The organism is Alkalibacterium kapii (assembly GCF_007988865.1).
Lineage (GTDB): Bacteria > Bacillota > Bacilli > Lactobacillales > Carnobacteriaceae_A > Alkalibacterium > Alkalibacterium kapii.
In genome coordinates this window covers 1-21,302 of the sequence record NZ_BJUY01000002.1, presented here as the reverse complement: position 1 = coordinate 21,302, position 21,302 = coordinate 1, and the positions used below count along the sequence as shown (strand labels likewise).

General features: G+C 39.6%; 19 protein-coding genes and 1 pseudogene. 6 read left to right on the top strand and 14 right to left on the bottom strand.

Going from position 1 to position 21,302, the window contains the following annotated elements:
- Positions 1-5 precede the first annotated feature (5 nt).
- Positions 6-842: a DUF72 domain-containing protein gene (locus AKA01nite_RS01040; RefSeq protein ID WP_146922923.1), complete on the top strand. Its 837-nt coding sequence runs from the start codon at positions 6-8 to the stop codon at positions 840-842.
- An 886-nt stretch (positions 843-1,728) separates the two neighbouring features.
- Here AKA01nite_RS01040 and AKA01nite_RS01035 read toward each other — a convergent pair.
- Positions 1,729-2,664 (bottom strand): aminopeptidase, encoded by a 936-nt coding sequence (locus tag AKA01nite_RS01035; protein ID WP_222592456.1) that lies wholly within the window; start codon positions 2,662-2,664, stop codon positions 1,729-1,731.
- Between the two features lie 196 nt (positions 2,665-2,860).
- Between AKA01nite_RS01035 and AKA01nite_RS01030 the strand changes: the two genes are divergently transcribed.
- Positions 2,861-3,889, top strand: coding sequence for a zinc-binding alcohol dehydrogenase family protein (locus tag AKA01nite_RS01030; RefSeq protein WP_186805046.1), 1,029 nt, complete (start codon positions 2,861-2,863; stop codon positions 3,887-3,889).
- A 40-nt stretch (positions 3,890-3,929) separates the two neighbouring features.
- Here AKA01nite_RS01030 and AKA01nite_RS01025 read toward each other — a convergent pair whose 3' ends face one another.
- From AKA01nite_RS01025 to AKA01nite_RS01010, 4 genes are all read right to left on the bottom strand, one after another.
- Entirely contained in the window at positions 3,930-4,556 is a 627-nt protein-coding gene (locus tag AKA01nite_RS01025; RefSeq protein WP_146922919.1) for a DUF624 domain-containing protein, read from the bottom strand.
- A gap of 31 nt (positions 4,557-4,587) precedes the next feature.
- Complete coding sequence (locus tag AKA01nite_RS01020; RefSeq protein WP_371860842.1) at positions 4,588-5,334, bottom strand: carbohydrate ABC transporter permease; 747 nt, start codon at positions 5,332-5,334, stop codon at positions 4,588-4,590.
- A 186-nt stretch (positions 5,335-5,520) separates the two neighbouring features.
- Positions 5,521-6,327, bottom strand: coding sequence for a carbohydrate ABC transporter permease (locus AKA01nite_RS01015; RefSeq protein ID WP_146923170.1), 807 nt, complete (start codon positions 6,325-6,327; stop codon positions 5,521-5,523).
- Positions 6,328-6,564: 237 nt separating this feature from the next.
- Positions 6,565-7,890: an ABC transporter substrate-binding protein gene (locus tag AKA01nite_RS01010; protein ID WP_146923168.1), complete on the bottom strand. Its 1,326-nt coding sequence runs from the start codon at positions 7,888-7,890 to the stop codon at positions 6,565-6,567.
- Between the two features lie 794 nt (positions 7,891-8,684).
- Here AKA01nite_RS01010 and AKA01nite_RS01005 point away from each other — a divergent pair.
- Entirely contained in the window at positions 8,685-9,209 is a 525-nt protein-coding gene (locus tag AKA01nite_RS01005; protein WP_146922916.1) for a hypothetical protein, read from the top strand.
- Positions 9,210-9,275: 66 nt separating this feature from the next.
- On the opposite strand, the gene AKA01nite_RS01000 is transcribed toward AKA01nite_RS01005, so the two are convergent.
- The 6 genes and pseudogenes from AKA01nite_RS01000 to AKA01nite_RS00975 form a co-directional block, all read right to left on the bottom strand.
- A complete protein-coding gene (locus AKA01nite_RS01000) occupies positions 9,276-9,824 on the bottom strand; it encodes a cysteine hydrolase family protein (protein WP_146922914.1) in 549 nt (182 codons plus the stop codon).
- Positions 9,821-10,252 (bottom strand): GtrA family protein, encoded by a 432-nt coding sequence (locus AKA01nite_RS00995; protein WP_146922912.1) that lies wholly within the window; start codon positions 10,250-10,252, stop codon positions 9,821-9,823. Before AKA01nite_RS00995 ends, AKA01nite_RS01000 begins: the two co-directional genes overlap by 4 nt.
- A gap of 52 nt (positions 10,253-10,304) precedes the next feature.
- Complete coding sequence (locus tag AKA01nite_RS00990; RefSeq protein WP_146922910.1) at positions 10,305-11,414, bottom strand: NADH-dependent flavin oxidoreductase; 1,110 nt, start codon at positions 11,412-11,414, stop codon at positions 10,305-10,307.
- Positions 11,415-11,530: 116 nt separating this feature from the next.
- Positions 11,531-12,016 carry a hypothetical protein gene (locus AKA01nite_RS00985; RefSeq protein ID WP_146922908.1) on the bottom strand — a complete coding sequence of 162 codons (486 nt, stop codon included), beginning with the start codon at positions 12,014-12,016 and terminating at the stop codon, positions 11,531-11,533.
- 247 nt (positions 12,017-12,263) lie between these two features.
- Positions 12,264-12,905 (bottom strand): annotated as a pseudogene (locus AKA01nite_RS00980) (SDR family NAD(P)-dependent oxidoreductase); the annotation flags it as partial.
- A gap of 202 nt (positions 12,906-13,107) precedes the next feature.
- A complete protein-coding gene (locus tag AKA01nite_RS00975) occupies positions 13,108-14,460 on the bottom strand; it encodes a diguanylate cyclase domain-containing protein (RefSeq protein WP_146922906.1) in 1,353 nt (450 codons plus the stop codon).
- Between the two features lie 246 nt (positions 14,461-14,706).
- Between AKA01nite_RS00975 and AKA01nite_RS00970 the strand changes: the two genes are divergently transcribed.
- Both AKA01nite_RS00970 and AKA01nite_RS00965 read left to right on the top strand, forming a co-directional pair.
- Positions 14,707-16,467 (top strand): DUF4153 domain-containing protein, encoded by a 1,761-nt coding sequence (locus AKA01nite_RS00970; RefSeq protein WP_146922904.1) that lies wholly within the window; start codon positions 14,707-14,709, stop codon positions 16,465-16,467.
- Between the two features lie 81 nt (positions 16,468-16,548).
- On the top strand, positions 16,549-17,361 hold the full coding sequence (locus AKA01nite_RS00965) for an aldo/keto reductase family protein (protein WP_146922902.1): 813 nt from the start codon (positions 16,549-16,551) through the stop codon (positions 17,359-17,361).
- A gap of 82 nt (positions 17,362-17,443) precedes the next feature.
- Here the strand turns inward: AKA01nite_RS00965 and AKA01nite_RS00960 are convergent, their stop codons facing one another.
- Positions 17,444-18,124: an N-acetylmannosamine-6-phosphate 2-epimerase gene (locus tag AKA01nite_RS00960; protein ID WP_146922900.1), complete on the bottom strand. Its 681-nt coding sequence runs from the start codon at positions 18,122-18,124 to the stop codon at positions 17,444-17,446.
- 176 nt (positions 18,125-18,300) lie between these two features.
- Between AKA01nite_RS00960 and AKA01nite_RS00955 the strand changes: the two genes are divergently transcribed.
- Positions 18,301-19,017, top strand: coding sequence for a GntR family transcriptional regulator (locus AKA01nite_RS00955; protein ID WP_146922898.1), 717 nt, complete (start codon positions 18,301-18,303; stop codon positions 19,015-19,017).
- 56 nt (positions 19,018-19,073) lie between these two features.
- On the opposite strand, the gene AKA01nite_RS00950 is transcribed toward AKA01nite_RS00955, so the two are convergent.
- A complete protein-coding gene (locus AKA01nite_RS00950) occupies positions 19,074-20,144 on the bottom strand; it encodes a bifunctional glycosyltransferase family 2/GtrA family protein (RefSeq protein WP_146922896.1) in 1,071 nt (356 codons plus the stop codon).
- A gap of 482 nt (positions 20,145-20,626) precedes the next feature.
- Positions 20,627-21,184: a GNAT family N-acetyltransferase gene (locus AKA01nite_RS00945; protein WP_186805045.1), complete on the bottom strand. Its 558-nt coding sequence runs from the start codon at positions 21,182-21,184 to the stop codon at positions 20,627-20,629.
- Positions 21,185-21,302 lie beyond the last annotated feature (118 nt).

The following is a 21,302-nucleotide window of genomic DNA, read 5'->3' as shown; positions in this document are numbered from 1 at the left end:
GTTCGATGATCTCAATAGGTTTAACGGGATGGAGCGATCACCCGCTCATTCAGCAAAATCAGACAAAAAAATTAGTCGCTTACGCTGGGCACTTTCCTGTTGTCGAAGTCGACACCAGCTTTTACGCGATCCCCAAAAAAGAAACAATCTTAAATTGGATCGAGCAAACAGCGCCTGCCTTTCAATTTTTTCCTAAGGCATACAGTGTGTTGACTTTGCATAAATCATATAAAGAAGCATTCAACTCACTGGATGAAGCCTTTGATGTATACAAGGATGCCTTTCGACCGATGCTCGAACAGAATAAAATCAAAGCTTTTCTGTTTCAGTTTCCACCTTACTTTGATTGTGTTAAAAAACATGTCACCTATCTTCGCTACATTAAAGAGCGGATGGGCGACTTGCCTGTTGCTGTTGAATTTCGCCAGCCCAGCTGGTTTAATGAAACCAATAAAGCCAATACCCTCGCCTTTTTAAAAAAGCAGAACTGGACCAATGTTATCGTGGATCAGCCACAAACCCCTAACAATAGCGTTCCAAAGGTTCCTGTAGTCACGACCGGGACTTTAAGCGTGCTTCGTCTGCATGGTCGCAATTACGAAGGCTGGCTGGGCAAAAACGTTGACGACTGGCGCGCTGAACGCACGCTCTATGATTACTCTTCAGAAGAACTGCAGGAGTTGGCTGATATAGTGAGTCGATTGCAGAAGGAGGCTGAAGAGGTCTCTGTGATTTTCAACAATAATTCCGGTAGTCACGCCGCTAAAAATGCAAAAGAGCTACAGTCCATACTCGGTATTGATTTTACCGGCTTAGGTCCAAAGCAGCTCGATTTGTTTTAACTAAGGTTTCGCTTCGCAAATATTTGTTATCTTATAGGCCATCTTTTCGCTGCTCTACGTCGATATCGGTTAACTCAAATTGGATTTAGTCTTGAGTAAGTTGATGTGATGCTCTTGTCAGCTAACTCAAAGATGAGTAGATGCGTGAGTGCGACATATAGGCTGTAAAAATGCAGACTCAAAGATGAGCAGGTGGTCGAGTTCGACATTTAGACTGTAAAAGTGCAGACTCAAAGAGTATCAGACACCTGAGATCGACATTTGAGATGAAAAAGTGTTAACTCAAAGATGAGTAGACGCCTGGGTTCGACATTTAGACTGTAAAAGTGCCTACTCAAAGAGGAGTAGACGCCTGAGTGCGACATATCATAATAAAAACTGCACACTCACGCAGGGTGTACTTCGCGAGTTCGACATTTCATCTTAAAAAGTGCACACTCGCGCTAGGGTTGACTCCCGAGTTCGACATTTGGACTGTGAAAGTGCAGACTCAGAGATGAGTAGATGCGTGAGTTTGACATTTCAACTAACTCAAATGGATTTCATTCTGAGTTCACCGATGTAGCACCCATATCAACTAACTCAAATGATTTTAGTCCTGAGTCCGTCGATGTAGAACCTATATCAGCTAACTCAAATGGATTTCATTCTGAGTCCATCGATGTAGCACCCATATCAACTAACTCAAATGGATTTCATTCTGAGTCCGTTGACGTAGCACCCATATCAGCTAACTCAGATGGATTTCATTCTGAGTCCGTCGATGTAGAACCTATATCAGCTGACTCAAATGGATTTCATTCTAAGTCCGTCGATGTAGCACCCATATCAGCTAACTCAAAGAAATCTCAGCCTGAGTACGCCGATCGACGATACTGATCACATTTTATTTAACAATATGTGAATCAAAGTCGAGAACTTTTCCTTTTTCCATGATTTTTTTGCCATCGATCCAGAAAGAAGGTTCTTTTACGACACAATCAATGTGAACCCCGGCTTCTGTGACCCCGCCGAAAGGTTTGTTGGAACCAAAGGCGATATGAATGGTGCCGAATACTTTTTCGTCTTCCAGAACAACCCCAGTGATTCTGGCTGTCGGATTGGTGCCTATCCCAAACTCCGCAATCGTTTTTCCTTCCTCAGTTCCCAAAAGCTCAAGCAACTCTTTCCCGCGTTTCCCTGTTGCGTCAACAAGTATTCCATCATTCACTGTCAAAATTACCGGTTTATCTATTTTACCTAGTTGAGCGATAGAACCGTCAATGACCAGCTTTCCATTAGCGGAATGTTCGATCGGTGCAATGAAAGCCTCGCCTGAAGGTACATTTCCCGCCTGACCTCTTTTGCGGAAGATACCGGTACTTGATATTCCTTTACGCTCGTCGATTGAAAATGTGAGTACTTCTCCATCTTTTTCAACCTTTACTTCACTCGAGCGTTCAAGTAAATCTGTAAAATACTTGGTCAGTTCTTCTACAGTATCGGGATCCGCTTCGATCGCCCCTTTTTCAAGCATTGAAAAGGTGATCCCAGGCATCGTTCCAATACGCGTTCCGGTTGCGGCAGCTTCTTTTTTGGCTCGCGTATGCGTCAGACTTGCTTGAGTTACACAAAGTGCCACGTCAGCTACTTTCATCGCTTCAGCTATTACCGCAGGTGGTTCTTCACCGGATTTATAAAGGGGAGGGAATTGCAGAAAAACTGTTTCATTCCCTTTGATGCAGGCCGCTTCGTAAAAAGGGACGGCAATATTACGCATGCGGTCATCCGTAACGATCACGACCTTTTCATCTTTCTTTAAATCAAGATTATTTTCAAACACTTCAAAGCATTATCAATATAATTGGTCATATTCTCTCTCCTCTATTCTCTAAACTCTACTGTTATCATATCATATCGAATAATACTTCAATATAAAAATAAAAATGGAAATAATTATTTTCTCATTTAATCCTTTCAAAGTTGTTGTTGCCTCTCTTACATTGTACACTGGAGAAAAGGCTGAAAGGATGATAATAATGAATGATAAAATGACTGCCTATGGTTTTTACGATCCACAAAAAGATCAGAGCTTGCCGCCTATCAAAAAAATCCAGATGGCTATACCCACACCTAAAGAGCGCGAAATACTTGTTGAAGTGAAAGCAGTGAGTGTGAATCCAACTGATTTGGCTACCCGTATGATGAAAAAGTCTTCTGATGACTCTTTCACCGTTTTAGGCCGGGACGTTTCAGGCACAGTCAAAAAAGTTGGAGAAGAGGTCACACTTTTTAAAGCAGGAGATGATGTGTTTTATCCCGGCACGAGTAACATTCAAGGGGCACAAGCAGATTACCACATAATCGATGAGCGCATGGCGGCTCTTAAGCCAAAAAACTTGGAGCACGAAGAAGCAGCCGCCCTTCCCTTAACTTCTCTCACCTCTTATGAAGTGATCCATGATCGTTTAAACCTATTTTCTTTGAAGGAAAACCCAAGCGATATCACCTTGCTTATTATTGGTGCTGCTGGAGGTGTGGGCTCCGTCGCTTGCCAGATTGCATCAAACTACGGCTTTAACGTTATCGGTACAGCTTCTCGAGATGAAAGTAGACTTTATGTAAAAAATCTCGGTGTAAAAAACATCATTGATCATACTAAAGCTTATAAGCCACAACTTCAACAAATAGGCATCGAGACAGTGGACGCGATTTTTATCGCTGCTGAGGCAGACAAAAACATTGACGAAGCAAGCAAAGTGATTGCACCTCAGGGACATATTTGCTCTCTGCTCCCTTTAAGTAACGCTCTACCCGGACGCTTCTTTGGTAAAAGCATCACCTTCAGTTATGAATTGATGTATACGCGGTCTGTTTATAAAACAGAAGACTGGATCAAGCAGCACGAGTATTTGACAGAATTGAAAAACCAGGTCGAACAAGGTTTCATTTCTTCCAATCTTGAAACACACTTCAAAGAAATGAATGAAGATACCCTTAAAGAAGCGTATCAACAGCTTCAATCCGGACATACGGTGGGTAAAATCGTTCTTTCTCATAATCACTAACATTTGACACGTCATTCAGTCAAAAAGTCACCGGACAGATTTACTCCATTCGGTGACTTTTTTGATTGATCTTTTTTAAAATAACGTAAGTAAAGCAATACGCTGGAAAGCTCACTACAAAGAAAATGAGCATCGGAACAAAATAGAGAGCGATCAGCAAGTAAACAAATAGGGTCAAGAAAAGAGCCAGGGTATAGTGCGGATAGCGCATAATAATAAAGAGAGCTTTCAGCATTCTATATTTCATCGTTTTTTCTGTGCCATTATCTAAAAGCATCACACTCAGTTGATACATGAATAAGAAAAACGCGAGAATACTCATAAGTAAAAAGATTCCAAGCATTAAGGAGCGCATCGCTCCATGCATTGGACTGAAATATATTACCAGCGCATCAAGTATGGTGACTAAAAGAATCATAAAAGGCAAGATGTGTCTTTTGAAGCTTTTAAACCAATTAGATTTGACGTAATGAAAAAAAATCTGTCTGAATTCTGTCTCTCCTTCTTCCATATACTTATTGATACAATAGAAGACCGCTTCTGTTGCAGAAAAGAGCGGCAAGATAAAAAGTGCGCAAAAGAGCCAGTAGACGTTCAGTACTGCAAGTGTCGAAAACGTTTCAGTAAACTTTACTACAACTGCTTTTTCATTTTTTGCGGAATCCATCTTCTTCTTTCTTCCTTTCAGCGGCTATATTTTATCCTTTCGTTCCTCCCGTTAAGTCCATTCCTTCAACGAAGTATTTTTGTGCAAAAAAGAACAGTACGATAGTCGGGATCATAACCAGCGTCGCTCCTGCCATCAAATAATTCCACTGAGTTGTTGATTGATTCTGAAAACTCTGTAAACCGATCTGCAGGGTATAATTCTCTTCGCGTGTAATATAAAGCAAAGGTCCGAGAAAATCATTCCAGGCTCCGTTGAACGACATGATTCCAATAGTGATGAGCGCCGGCTTTGTCAGCGGCAACATCAGACGGCTCCAGATATATAAATGATTCGCGCCGTCCATCTGGGCAGATTCAATCAGTTCATTATTAATAGACATGTAGAATTGTCTCATCAGAAAAATGTAAAAAGCACTACCGAAAAAAGAAGGTACGATCAGCGGTAAATAGGTTCCGACCCACCCGATTTTAGTAAAAAGAATATATTGAGGAATCATTGTAACAAAGCCTGGAACCATCATCGTCGCTAAAACTAAGGCAAACAAGACATTCTTACCTGGAAAGTTTATTTTTGCAAAGCCATAAGCAATAAAAGAATTGGATAAAACATTTCCCGCAACCACGAAAGCAGTGATGAATATTGTATTTTTCATGTAGTTAAAAAAGGGAAAGGCTTTTACTGTATAGGCATAATTTTCCCAGTGAAATGTTTCAGGCAATAATGTAGGAGGAAAACTAACGATCTCTTCCATTGATTTTAAAGATGTACTGACCATCCAGCCAAGTGGTGCGAGCAAGACAAGACTGACCGCGATCAATATGATATACACGATTATTTTCCCGATAAATTGTTGCCGTTTACGGCTTTTAAAATGCTTCTCATTGACTTTCTTTCCTGCTTGTTCTATAGGTGCCTGTTTAGATAAGTCCATTTTTTTCCTCCTTTCAAAGGTTTAATATTTCTAATAGTTGACCCACTTAGGGGCTAATTTCAAGTTTATAAAAGTTAAAGTTAAAACAATAATGAATAGAATCATCGACATCGCCATAGCATACCCCATATCAAAAGCTACGAAAGCTTTATTCCACATATGCAGGTTGTAAAACAATAGTGAATTGGAAGGGCCTCCTGTCCCGCCTTCTGTCATAACATAAGCTTCCTGGAAAATCTGGAAGGCACCAATCGTCGACGTGACTATATCGTAAAATATGATCGGCGTGATAAGCGGCAGTGTAATGTGGAAAAATTTTCTTGTAAAACCCGCTCCATCCACTTCTGCTGATTCATATAACTGTTTAGGTACATTCTGCAATGTCGCCAGGTATAAGAGCATAGACCCGCCTACACTCCATAGCCGCATAAGTATCAAAGCAGGTTTTGTCCATTCAGGATCAAACAGCCAAGCCGGTCCATCAATGCCTACCCAGGACAAAACTGTGTTGACAAGTCCTGAAGAAGGAGAAAGCAACTGCATCCATAAGACATAAACGGCTACTCCGGATAACACAGCAGGTAAGTAAAATATTGTTCGAAAAGCACGGATACCAAAGATTTGGCGATTAAGTAATACGGCTAAAAACACACTGCCGACCGCTGTCAATGGGACATTGAACAAGACGTAATAGGCCGTGTTATATAAAGAGGTTGTAAATAATTCGTCCTGGGTGAACATACGCTTAAAATTAGCCAGTCCGATAAAGTCCATCTGCGATGTAATATTATAATTCGTAAAACTTCCATAGAAAGAAAAAAGCATCGGTAAAAGCATAAAGCCTAAAAATCCGATAATAAATGGCGCAACAAACAATAGTCCCCACCATGCTTCTTTCTTCTTTCTTTTCGACCAGTTCTTCTTTTTCAAAGTTTTGATTTCTTGTATTGCTTTACTAAACTGGGACGTATCGGCGTTTTTCATCATCTGCACCCCTTTCTTTAAATAGCAGAAAAAGGGAATGGTTTCACTCCCTTTTCTCTATCTTATGTCATCAGGATTTCATATTTTTTGTTACTGATTCTGTTCTACAAGATTCTCAACAGATTCTTGTGCAGCATCCAAAGCTTCTTGAGCTGTCAGCTCTCCTAAGAAAGCAGCATCGATCTGTGTGTTGACCAGCGGAATATAATCCGGTGCTGTTAAAGGAACCGGTGTAATGACTGTTTTTTCCAGACTTTTCTCAGCCATTTGATACATCTCTAAACCACGTTCACCAAGTTCAGGATGTGTGGTCAGGTTTTCATTGGCTTCGATATTGGCCATAATATCAAAACTGTTCATACCAAAGCGTTCTTGTACTTCAGTTGATGTCAGGTATTTGATAAATTCAAAGGATTCTTCAGGGTTGTCGGTATTTTCCGGAATTTCCAGAACAAATCCGCCGCCCCATGTCCAGTGTCCACTGCCTTCTTCGTATTCCGGTAAGCGGAAAACACCAAAATCTAAATCATCTGGCGCATTTTCCTGAAGATTGACATAATAGTTCAAGTTTTGTCCCCGCATAGCTACAAGGCCTGAAATAAATGGATCAGCTACACCAGAACCGAATTCTGCTTCATATTGATTAATGGTATCTCGACCATAGTAATCCTGCCACTCCAGCATCCATTCAAGGGCCGCCACTTTTTCAGGTGTATTGATTTCAACGTTTCCTTCATCATCAAACCAGGAAACGCCTTCATCTGCATTTAAAGTCCAGACATCCGGTCCTATGTTCCAGCGAGGGTAAAAACCGATCTGTTCATAGCCATCACCTGATTCAATATCCAAAGCGCGCGCAGCGTCTTCAAGTTCAGCCCAGGTTGCTGGTGGATTTTCAGGGTCGAGTCCGGCTTCTTCAAAAGCATCTTTATTGTAAAAAATAACTTGCGTGTCCGTATTGAATGGTACGCCATATGCTTCATCCTCATAAAGTACGGTGTCCCATAATTGAGGGTAGAATTTTTCAGAAAAACTTTCATCTTCAATATATTCTTCAAGATTCGTTGCCTGCTCAGCTTCTGCTCGTTGTCTAACGCTGTTGATGTCTTGAACAATGACATCAGGTGCATTCCCTCCCGCGATGGCTGCCAGTGCTTTTGTCCAGATATCCCCCCAAGGCTGATAAACATGTTCAACGTTGATGTTATCATGTTCACTGTTGAAATCTTCTATGATCGCTTCAATGGTTTCCCGTCTTGATCCTGAACCCCAGAATGACCAGAATTCAAGTTCGGCAACTTCTCCCCCATTCCCCGAATCGCCGGTATCATTTGCAGAAGGATCCTCTCCACTCGTCGTATCCGATTCCGTATCATCTGCGCATGCTGCCAGTACTAAAGGTATAGAGGAAAGCATGATTCCCCGTTTAATATATTTCTTCCACTCAAAAGTGCCCAACGTAATTCCTCCTTGTTTTTAATAATATATGTACGCACCGATTAGTTTGTACACTTAATATATTAAGGTACTACTTTTTTAGAAGCAATTGATAAGACTTGAACACTGTTAAGATATTAGAAGTGAAATCAAGTTACTTGTTATTAAAATAACATTTATAAATCATTACTCATTTAAATTAGTTTTATATTAACATCTTTTCAAAAATAAAAATCTTGTTAAGTGACTGATAACTGGCTTCTCTATCCTGTTTGAAAGAAAGCCCTTTAGTTTACTGGAAGTTAAAATACTTTAAATGATTCAAGTTTATCAAGCAAAATTGGTTGCACTTTAAAAGTGGATATTAACTCATTAAGTTTTAGATAAATCAGAACGCCTTCTTCTTTTTTGGTATTTATTTTTTTCATTAAATCCTGAAGATGATTTTTCTTATCTATAAACGCCTTTTAAACAGAATAAACATCCTTTCCCTTTTCATTTTCCTTTATTTGTATTAAAATAGTATAGTCGCTTTTTATTAAACAGGTTAATGTTCAACTCTTTTTGTCGATTATATTTATTAGAGAGTTTATTTGTAAACAGTTTCATTTCCGGGCAGGATAAATACAGCTCCAGTTTACTTTATTATAGTGTGAACCCTGCTGCCAGTTCTTTAATCTATAAAGACATAAAAAGGGCGAAAAAAGGATTTACACATCCTGTTTAGTGGTGAGTCGTTACGAAAGGATCAAAATGCGAAAGGAGAAGTACTCTTGAGTTTTTTTAACCGATTAAAATACTTAGTAAAAAACCAGTCGGCTTATTCAAGCGATTTTGTTGGAGCCAGCACTTTAAAGAAAGCACGCAATATTTTAACGATTCAAAATAAACATCTGTTCTCAGCCAGCGACATGTCGGCTTATCAGAAAACCATCGATCTGATCGTTAAAAAAATTATTAAAAGAGATCGATCGCACCGTTATTACATAGGCAAAAAAAACGAGAACATTGAAGCTGCAAAGCGAACGATCTACAAGTATGAAAGTTTCTGCACATCAAACATCAAGGTTACTCCAAACACTAAAAACGGTTTTGACCTTTATGTGGAGAATATTTACTTAGGCCAAGTACCAAAAGAACTAAATCCCGATATGAGACACTACTTGCAGACAAGTATGATGACGGCTTTTGCTTATATAAAAGGTGGCCCTTATAAATATTACAACGAAGAACAGCACGTCGTCATTGAGGAAGAAAAAGAACCATTCGATTTAAGTATTTATATCCAATTCAGCTGAAAAACAGCCCCTGTCGACCCATTTAAAAAATGAGTGAACAGGGGCTGTTGTATTTCATTTGAACAGTTAAACGATAGCTGCGCCGAGTGTTTCCTGGAAGTGTCCGAGAGCCCATTCGTGTCCTGTCTGATTAAAACTGGCCACACAATCTTTATGAATAACAATGGAAAATCCTTTATTATAAGCATCCACAGCCGTATGCAATACGCATATGTCTGTGCAAACCCCTACGAGATGCACTTCAGTAATCTCGCGTTCTCTTAACTTCGTTTCCAGATCCGTCCCTTGAAAGGCACTGTAACGGGTTTTATCCGTGTAATATACGTTTTCAGCTTCTTTTATTTCCTGATAATAGTCCTCTAATTCCCCGTAAAGTAGACGTCCTTTTGTTCCTTCGATATTATGAGCTGGAAATAAGCCGGTCTCAGGATGATAGGGATCATTCTTTGTATGCTTATCGATTGTGAAAGCAATAAAATCTCCCGTATTATAAAACTCCTTTGTCAGTTCAAGGATGTTGTCATGGATTGCCTGCCCCGGCTCACCACTGGTCAACGCGCCACCGTCTGCAACAAAATCTATCGTATAATCGATATTGATCAACGCTTTTTTCATTCGTCTCTTCCTTCCAGTTCCGTTATTTTCTTGAAAATCAAGTTCCTGCTGATTAAATAACTCAGCGAGGCAATCGTTAGTTCCAGGACGATTTTAGCCCAAGTAGGATTCATATTCAAGAACTGTACGAATACAAATAAACCGAGCATGTTCAGCAGGGATCCTGACATCTTCACTGAAACAAACAAGCCGAACTCTCTGAGTGATTGTTTCCAAGTGCGCGTTTTCGTCTTAAAGACATAGCGTTTGTTCACAGTATAAGAAAAAAGGATCGCTGTAATGACCGAAATAATATTCGCCAGTAAATACTGCAGACCAACCCATACATTCATGACATAAAAAATACCGATGGCAAGAACCGCTGTAATCAGTCCAAAAAGAAAGTAATCGATAAATTGTTGAAATTTGGTGTATAATCGTTTTAACAAATACTCACTTCCTTTTGAACCACCTCATTTCTGCCTCAATACGTTACAATACTTATTTTAAACGTTCCGGCATCATGCCCTGCATGAATCCCCAGACACCGTTCGTCAAAGCCAGAAGATCGCGTTCTTCTTCAGTCACATCATAACGAATCATGTCTTCTTTATCTTCCATGACTTTATTGATCCAGTTGGGATCGGACAGCAAAACACGTCCAACAGCAGCAAGCTCACTGTTTTTCAGTGCTTTTTCAGCATCTTCCCCTGTTCTTATATCACCGACTGAAATAAGAGGCACACGGCCATTTATCTGCTCGTGTAAATACTTGAGTATGGGCTGGTCTTTATAGTCTTTTGACTGTGAGACCTGGTCGTAGTGTCTAAGTGAAACATGCAGGTAGTCCAACGGTTTCTGACAAAGTTGTTCTATAAGATAAAGGGTATCATTAAAGCGTATCCCAGGATCTTCGATCTCTTCCGGAGAAAACCGGTAGCCGACGATGAAAGGGTCTGTGGTTATTTCTTCCACAGCAGCAGTCACGCTGTCCACCAGTTCATCGATGAACCTGAACCGCTTATCCCTGCTGCCGCCCCACTTGTCTGATCGTCTGTTTGAATGCGGTGAGAAAAACTGCTGGATGAGATAAGTATTCGCTCCATGAAGTTCTACTCCATCGAACCCCGCTTTAGCCGCACGTATTGCCGCTCCTTTGAAGTCATCAATGATTTGAACGATTTCTTCTTCTTCAAGTCCTCTCGGCATCTCCGAATCGGGTCTCAGTGCCTTCACAGAACTTGGAGCAACAGGCTGCATCCCTTTCAAGACAGACGCGTGTGTCATACGTCCGCCATGATAAAGTTGTAAAATGGCTTTTGTTCCATTAACTTTGATGGAAGAAGCTAATTCACTGAGTCCAGCGATATGCTTGTCATCGTGAACGCCAAGCTCACCCTCCCAGCCTTTACCATTTTCAGACACATTCGCGGCTGCAGTGATCACGGCTCCAACTTCTTTACTTCTCATCTGATAATAACGTTTTTCATCTTCTGTGATCACACCGTCATAAAAGCTCATTTTAGTGGTCATCGGTGCCATTACAAATCGATTTTTCAAAGTCTGGCCACTCTTGAAAGTAAAAGGTCGTCTATATTTCTCATTCGTCATGCTGATCCTCCTTTTTCTTCATACTTATTGTACCGATTGATCTATTGAAATACAATTTTTAAGCAAAAAAAACAGCCAGATGAGGGTTATTCATCTGGCTGAGGTAAGGGAACACATTAGGAATGAGAAGAGCCTGTTTCCGGATAAATTTCCTCGACAGTTTTCTCAGGGTCGATAACGATATAAAGCGTCTCGTTCATGACTTTCGAAGTTTGGTGTGCGTTGTCATGACCATCAGTATCGAGCGCTTCATAAGGGAAATAAATGGTGTCTTTTTCAACATTCATACGCTTTTCACCATTTTTGGTATCGCGATATAGAATATCCATCTTTTCAATATCCTTGAACTGTTTGATGCGGGCAAACATCCCCGCTTCCAGTCCGCCTTTGTTGATATCGTCAGAATTTACATGGTCTGCTTCTTTGTATATTTCGATCCTCAATGATTCACATGGATGGATCTCTTCAAATTCTCCACCGTCTATACGACCAAAACTCGTTGTCACTTGTTTGATCCACAAGTCTCCGATCGTTTCACGATTGACTGTCCAGGTTTCACCATTCCGAAAAATAAAGTGCAGAGCATTCATGATTTTTTTCATAGTAATCTCTCCTAACCTTCTTTATGTGAATAGTTTAACAAAAATAAAGGAATAAATAAAGCGATATTCAGATATTTTTATAAAAAAAGCGATTATATTGTGTTTACGCGAACAAAGACAGACCTAGTTAACCGATTTTACTGAGGGAGGTATTGACATTCTACCGCAACACTGACTGCTTCCATTATCTAAACCTTTTCATTACAAATAAAAGGCCGGAAACCTCCAGCCTTTTATTTTCTATTTGTTATCTCCCGACGACCCAGCCACCGTCCATCGTTACCGTTGTTCCATGCATATAGCTGGAATCATCTGAAGCTAAAAATACTGCCAGTGCAGCAACTTCTTCGGGTTTCCCGGCACGTCCAGCGGGTATATCATTCAGTCGTTCATCCTGGATGCCTTCCGTCATTGGCGTATCGATATAGCCAGGTGCCAATAGATTAGCTCGGATTCCTTGCTGACCATAATCATAAGCCAACTGCTTAGTGAAACCTTTTATGGCGTGTTTGGATGTGACGTAAGCTGAACCGCCCGGCCCGGCAACGTGAGACGCTTGTGAGCCGACATTTATTATAATACCGCCTCCTCTTTCCAGAAAATGCGGGATGACTGCTTTTGCAGCTAGATAAGGTCCCTTGACATTAACGGCCATCAGTTTTTCATACTCATCTTCTTCTACTTCTCCGGCTGTTTTGTACTTGTCATGAATACCTGCTCCATTATAAAGAATATCGATCTGGTTATATTGCTCAAGCGTTTTATCCACTGCCTTTTTAATTTCGGTGCTTTCTGTTATATCGACTTCTGCAAAAAGTGCTTCCTGATTTTTGGCTCTGATTTCGTCAACGATCCTTTGACCATCATCTCTATCCCGACCACAAACAACGACTTTGGCTCCTTAATCGGCAAATGCTTTTGCTGCAGCCTCTAAAATGCCTGACGTTCCGCCAAACACTAAAGCAACTTTATCTTTCAATTTCATGATATTTCTCCTTTCAAAGATTGACTTGTACCTTTAGATTACCTTGAAAGGTCTCATGATTTCAAAAAATAGAACTGGAGAAAATCCTTTAACAGAATTGGCTGGATCAGTAATCTGTTTCAAAACAGGGGTTTGATGTCACTTTTTCCATTTTTTTCTTGGACTTTTCACGATACATTTTTTTATCAACATTTTCATAAATTTCATTGAATGGCAGCCATCGCTCAACCAGCATGAACCCGATCGAAACAGATGGTACGATGGTTGAACCATTTAAAGAAACAGGCTTTTCGACCTGCTGCACGACACGTTCACTGATAACTTTTAAATCTTCTGTCTCTACGTCTTTAACGAAAATCATTATTTCATCTCCTCCAATTCGACCTATGACATCCCCCTTTTTCAAACAGTTCATCAGACGTTTTGCACTGATAGTCAGTATGTGATCCCCAACTAAATGACCATACGTATCATTGATCTCTTTGAAGTTATTAAAATCCATTAAAAGCAAGCCATTCTTATTTTTGGACCTTTGCAATATTTTCTTGACCAGCATTTCAAATGTTTTTTTGTTAAGTAATTGAGTCAAAGCATCTATCCGTGAAAGTTCTCGTTTTTTGAAGTACTGTAGAACGAAAAACATAACCAGAAAGAATATAATAAGTATGAAGAAGTAAAACACAACGGTTTCCAATCGGTGATAATTTTCGTCACTGCTCCATCCACCGATCGGCAGCGTGGCAATTTTCCAAGTATGTTCCGGCAGATGAATAGAAGTTCTTAACGCATCTCCTTCAAAAATAGCCGGATCTCCAAAAATCATCGGTTCGGCCCATTCTGATTCGACGACTATGGCTGATTCAAACATGTATATCTGGTCAGGTAACAAAGTACTCTCCACTAACTTATCGAAATCGATCACCACATTAGCGAAACCCCAAATTTCTTCAACCCCTGTATCTTTGATGATCACAGGTTTCCGATTGAAAATTTTATTGCTTCCCTGAACAGTTTTGACTGGCGCTTGTGCCACGCTGTTAGGTTCTTTCAGTGCCTTTTTCAAAAAGATCTTTTCTTTTGAATCCGCTGTCAAATTGAAACCAATCATTTCTTCGTTCCCTTTTAACGGATAAATAAAATTTATAATACCATCCTTAGCTAAACTGACACTATCGATGAGGGGGTTACGCTCCACAATAAGTTTGCTGTACTTCAGCAGTTCATGTTCTCCTATACCGGGATTTTGACTTACGATCATCTCAAAAAAGTCTGCGTAAAACAGACTGCTGTCAAGTCGTGCTTTTATGTCATTTTCCACCTGATCTAAGTGTTTGCTTGCGGCCGTATGTTCTTCTTCGATCAATTGTTCATTGTATTCGCGATGAAGCGAATGAACAGGTATGAATAAAAGAAAGGCTGCTAAAAAAGCTATTAAAAAAGAGAATACCCATTTTTTCATGCTATCACTCCGCCACCCTATATATCAATATAGTAAGTATACACTAAATCGTTAATAAATGTACCCTGACTTATTCGATTATTCACAAAAATTTATGCAGCTCACTTGTTTAAAGTGCTGCAAATAATACAGTGATTTTTTGATCTCGGTTGGGATGACTTTTTTCGACCCGTTCAAATCATTGCTAAATCTGTCAGAAAAACGTAAAATTAGTGAACATATAAACTTGTTGAAAGGAGATGCCTTATGTTGATAAAACAGTGGTTTACAGACAGAAAAATATTGTGGCTGAAATCTTTTTCACGCTTTCCTTTAGCTATCATATCACTCGTCGCAGCACTCACTCTAACGTTTCTGATCATTCACTCAGAAGGTGATTTAAATTTTACTGATCAGTTGATCAGCTTGGGGTTAAGTGTACTGCTTCTTGTCTCCATTCAACTTATTTCTGAAATATTCAAGGTGACCCAAGCTCGGACTTTTATCTTTAAACTGTCCAGTCTTATATTACCGGTAAGTTACTATTTTTATTTGCGCCAGGCACCCATGGATTTCAATCAGTCAGGTCAGGTGCGGACAGTCGTCATTTACTTTATTGTCACCTTGTTACTGATCGTGCTGCCCACGCTTAACCATCGGCTGACGTTCAGTGATTCACTCATCATCTATATTAAAGCTTTCTTTTCCAGTGTGCTGGTTTTACTTATTTTATTTATTGGCGTCAATGCCGTACTTTCTGCGTACACGACACTGATTTTCAATTTAAACTACCGGTGGTTTGCTTATAGTGCTGCAGTTATCTTTCAATTTATCACTCCCGTTTATTTTCTGTCTCAATTACCGGTATTTGATGAAGAAAAGCATACAAAAGACATCGATAAAGCAAAAGAGATGATGTCTTTACTTGAAATCCTGGTTGCCTATGTCATTACCCCCCTGCTCCTTATTTTCAGCTTGATCCTGATCGTTTACATCCTGATGAATATTTCAAGTGATTTCTGGCAGGATAATTTACTGGAACCTATGCTGATCAGTTATACAGTCATCGGAATCATCACGCTGTTTTTATCTGAAAAAATTACAAAAAGGATTTCCCGTTTATTTATTCGTTTTTATCCTTATCTACTACTCGTCATTGCGATTTTCCAGACTGTTTCTTCAGGTATGAAAACCGCAGAAATCGGACTGACACATGGCCGTTATTTCGTATTACTTTTTGGACTGTTCTCTATAGTCAGTACCCTGATTTATACTTTTTTCACTTCTAAAAAATTCTTTATTCCTTATTTTCTGATCGGTTTAGGCATTGTCTCCATTTTACCTATCATTGATGCTGTTTCGATCGGGGTCACCAACCAGACCGCCAAGATAAACAAACTTGCCAAACCTCATATCGATGATTCAGGACAAGTGACTACCCTAGTCGATAAATTGACGGCTGATGAAAAAGTGTCTTTCAGTTACAGTATGAATTACTTGAGCCAGCAGGAAAAACTTGGGTGTTTAGACTGGCTGCCTGATGATTTCAGTTACCCGTCTGACTTTGAGAGTACTTTTGGTTTCAGTTCTGATTACTACTATTTTGATAGCAACGAAAATTTAGATGTCACACGCCCAGCGTATGCCTATATCGAACGCGATATGATAGACCCTCTTGTCCTTTCAACTGAAGGTATCGATGAAGTTGGGGACGTTTCAACTTATCAACTGAACAATGATACGATTACATTGAATCGCAACGCTTTTGCCATTAGAATCCTTGAAGAAAGCGAAAACCTCTGCTTTCAGCTTTTAGGAAATGATACAGTTCTTCTCCAGCAGGACTTATCGGAATTGGTCGATGAAGTACCGGCAGCAAATGAAATGCCTCTTACGCGACCGCTTGAAGACATGCAGTGGACCGAAGAAACGGATGACTACCGCCTGATTGTTATCGTTAATCGAATTGAAATCGAAGAGCAGACGGTTATTGACGGAGAATTTCTCCTTTTAGTCGATTACAAATGACTTTAGAAACCTTAAGTAAGCATTTTCAATCTTTTTACGTTATACTTATTAGGGATAACTATATTTAGGAGGAATAAAAATATGTCTAAAGAGAACTTTACTTTTCACAACGGTGTCACCATTCCAAGTATCGGATTTGGTACATGGCAGATCCCAAATGAAGAAGCTTACGACTCCGTTACAATGGCTTTGAAAAATGGCTATACCCATATCGACACAGCTCTGGCTTATAAGAATGAGGAAAATGTGGGCAAGGCGATCCGTGACTTTAACATAAATCGGGAAAATGTTTTTATTACAAGTAAACTGCCTGCAGAAACAAAGGGTTATGATGAGACAGTTGAAGCGTTCAATACCACGATCACAAATTTAGGTGTGGATTATCTAGATCTTTACCTCATTCATGCACCATGGCCTTGGGGTGAAAAGGGTGCAGATTATACAGAAGCAAATATACAGTCTTTTAAAGCAATGGAGAAATTATATAATGAAGGAAAAATCAAAGCGATCGGTGTCTCAAATTTTGAAATTGAAAATTTAAAACCGATTTTAGATAAATGCGACATTGTGCCTCATGCAAATCAAATCCCTTTTTACATCGGTAAAGATCAAGAGGAACTGATATCGTTTTGTAAAGAGAATAATATCGTCGTCGAAGCTTATTCACCCTTAGCTACTGGGGATATTTTAGGTTTGACTGAGTTGAAAGAAATGGCCAAAAAATATGATGCCACTGTCGCACAATTAGCTATCCGTTATTGTTTAGAAAAAGATACACTTCCTCTTCCAAAGTCGACTCACGAAAAACGGATCATTGAAAACAGACAGCTTGACTTTGAAATTTCAAAAGAAGATATCGAAAAATTAGATCAGATCAAGGATGTAAGGAAATAAAATAACACAGATAGAAAATATTCAACCCTGTAGTAAATAGTCTAAGTAAATACTACAGGGTTATTCTTTTATACAATCTTGCTCAACTCTCTATTTCTTTAATGAACCGCTGTGTGATCACTTGAGGTCTCGTTATTGCACTGCCCACCACGACAGCATAAGCGCCATGGTCAAGGACTGCTTTGGCCCGCTTAGGAGTTTTTACATTTCCCTCGGCGATGACCGGTATACTTATTTTTTCAACGTACTCTTTCAGCATCGCGTAATCGTCTTCAAACAGCGACTGATCTTCTGTATAACTTGTATATCCTACAAGCGTTGTAGAGACCACGTCAAATCCCAACCGCTCAGCTTCTACTCCTTCCAGGACGGTGGAAGTATCGGCCATCAAAAGTACATCATCATATTTTTTACGTATAGCCTTGACGAATTCTTCCAGCGTTTCTCCATCAGGTCGTTCTTGTTTCGTGGCATCCAAGGCAATCATGTCACACCCGGCATCAATCAGTTCATCCACTTCTTTTATTGTTGCTGTAATGTAGACATTAACGCCCTGATAATGACGTTTGACCAATCCAATAATCGGCAGATCAGTCTGCTTCTTTATTTCAACGATATCTTCCTTGGAATTTGCTCGTATCGCTGACGCCCCGCCTTCGGTTGCTGCTCTGGACATACGTCCCATTATGAATGAACTATAAAGGGGTTCATCCGAAAGAGCTTGACAAGACACAATCAGTTTGTTTTTAATTGTTTTTAACATAATAGTCCCTCCAAGTGCTTGATTTTTACTTTTATTAAGTATATCATAACAAGTATAAAGCGTGTTATTTTATAAAACAGATATATTTATAGTTGTCACAAATTGGCATATTGTATAGGATTTGGTGTGTTATATTAAACATTGTGAATCAACTATAATAGAAGGTGTGGTGCGTTATGAAAAAATATGAAGAAATATATACTGATATTAAAAATAAAATCGTAAGTGGCGAATATACTGCCACCGAGCAGCTACCATTTGAAAAAGACCTGTGTGACGCCTACAACACAAGCAAGATGACAGTCAAGCGTGCCCTGGATTTATTAGTTGACGAAGGCCTGATCATCAAGCGTCGCGGTTCAGGTACTTTTGTAAAAGACTTGAGTCAAAAAGAAATCGAGCGGATCACTCAAATCAATCAGCTAAATGGATTTACAGCCGCTCACAGTAAAGGCGACAATAAAGTTACAAGTAAAGTCTTGGCATTCGATGTCAGACAGGCGGACGAAACCGTGATGGACAAGCTGAATCTAAAACCGGGAAGTTTTGTTTATAACATTTACAGAGTAAGGTACATCAATGATAAACCTGCAGCTTTAGAAAAGGCTGCTATGCCTATAGAAAGTGTACCGGGCCTTGAAAAAAAACATCTGGAGAATTCTATTTACCATTACGTAAAAAAAGAGCTCGGATTAAATATACAAAGCGCCCATCGCCTCTTCACTGTCAAAAAAGCTGACGACGAAGAAGCGCGCTATCTGAATGTCGATAGAAATGATCCTATTGCTGTCACAGAACAGATCACTTATTTAGATACAGGCCATGCAATTGAATATGGAGTCACAAAATCTCGCGCCGATTCGTTTGCCGCAGAAACTATAATCTCAAACTGATCTCAAAACTAGTTCATACGCCCAAGCTACCCTATACTTGAGCGACGGGACTAGTTTTATTTTTTTGCTGTGAAAATCAGTGACTTTTGAATGCGGTAGCTAATAGTAAACAGGATCGCATCAATGAAAATCTTTAAAACCAGTTCCTCGATGCTCGTCAACTTGAACAGCCAGTACACACTAAGTCCCGATACGATTGCTGTCACGGCCACAAGTGCATAATAACTGAAAAAGGTCTGTTTCCACTCGCGGTCACTTTCAAATACCCATTTCTTATTCAGCGTAAAGTTGAATAAACTGGATATACCTCGAGCTAAAATAGTGGCTGTGATAATCTGGTTTCTTTTAATTAAAAAACTGAATACCAGAAGAAAGATTTGAAAAAATGAGAGATCAATCAAAAAGGATGTTAAAGAAACACTGATAAACTTAAAAAAATTTTTGAAAAGCAACATATAAATGTCCACTGAATCTTTTACTTTGTTGAAATGACTCTCTTTATTATCATCTAAATATACTGTTTCTATGGGAATTTCTGTCAATGCCATGCCGCTTTGAACCGCGACAATCAGCATATTCGTTTCATAACTGTAACGCTCACCTTCGATTCCTACAAAATGCGATAACATGTCGGCAGGCAGCCCTCTTAGTCCCGTCTGCGTATCATTTATTTTTTTGCCATATAAGAGCCCAAAAAGATGCTTGGTAATCCCGTTCCCCATACGATTTGTCCAGGGCACGTTTTCTTTATCGAAAAGTCTGACGCCCAGCACCAACTCATCGTTTTTTTCTTCCAATTTACGGCAAAGTGCGATCACGTCATCAATTTCGTGCTGTCCATCCCCATCGACTGTGATCACACCATCATATGTAACAAACTCGGGTTCATTCATTATATAATTGAAGGCGTTTTTCAAAGCGCGCCCCTTACCTAGATTGACAGCATGGGTCAATACAGTCACTTCGGGCAACTCAGACAGCTCATCAAAAATTGGTATCTTATCTTTCGAGCTGCCATCATTTACGATGACGATAAAGGGAAATTGTTCCTTTATCAGTTGTTCAACATAAGGCAGGAAAGCCTCATTCGGATTTAATACAGGTATGACGATCATACAGTTTCTCATAAACAAACCTCACTGAGTTAAATTTACAATAAATTCATTCATTTATCATACAACGTTCACAATTAATCATAACATATCCTCACTGAATAATAATCCCATATACTTAAATGAAAAAAACTGCTTCGAAAGCCTATGAAAAATGTTGCTATCACACACCAAATTCCTTTCTGGTATTTTTCAGGCTGGGATTTTTTTGGGGCTGTTTAGGGTAGTAATTACGTTGAAGAATGCCTTGATGTTCAGTTGATTCGAAGTTATGGTGAGTTGAGAATGTGTCGAAAATAGTGATGTTCGACAGGTTTAGTTCTTCTTCGAAGTCTGAATGTGTGAAAGAACGATATGATCAAGGAAAAACAGCACTTATTTTAAGTTGTTCGGCACCAAATACAATTTATTATCATAATTAATGTTCATAATAAAAGAAAACTACACCTCTCTTAAAAAAGGAAGGCGTAGCCAGCGTTTTTTTACATTATTGGATGTTAAAAAACATACTTCATTTGCTGCCACTCATCCTTAAGCAAACCATATATGACCATCGTCAGATACTTTCCATTAATATATTCATTATCCCGCCGTTTACCTTCTTGTGTAAAGCCTAGTCTTTCAGGAATCTGTCGACTTTTTGTATTCTCTTCGGCTGCCCAGATTTCTACTTTATGTAAATCCAGCTCACTAAAGGCATAATCCAGCAATGTACTGACAGACCGGGTCATGATACCTCGGCCTGTAAAGTCACTACCCAGCCAGTAGCCAATTTCAGCTGACCGGGTCGTCCAATCGAAATCCTGAAGACTGATACTACCGGCAATTTTTCCTTTGTAAAGAATCAGGCAATGCATCGCTTTCTTGTTTACGAATTCAAGCAGATGCTGTTGCGTCACTTCCTCCACGTTCTCCACGGACTGAACACTATTTACCCATACCATAAATGGACGAAGATGCTTACGCGAAGCATCGATCAGTTGGAAGAACTCTACGTTATCCTGATATTCTTTTAGTTTCAGAGAAATCTCATCATCAACGATTTTTGTGAACATCCCCGCCGCCTCTTTCTCACTACTTTTATAAACAGTATAACATGTGGAGCAACACATCGATCCATTTTCACACTTCTCTAAACCACTCTCATAATAAAAACCTCAAAACCTATTCTTC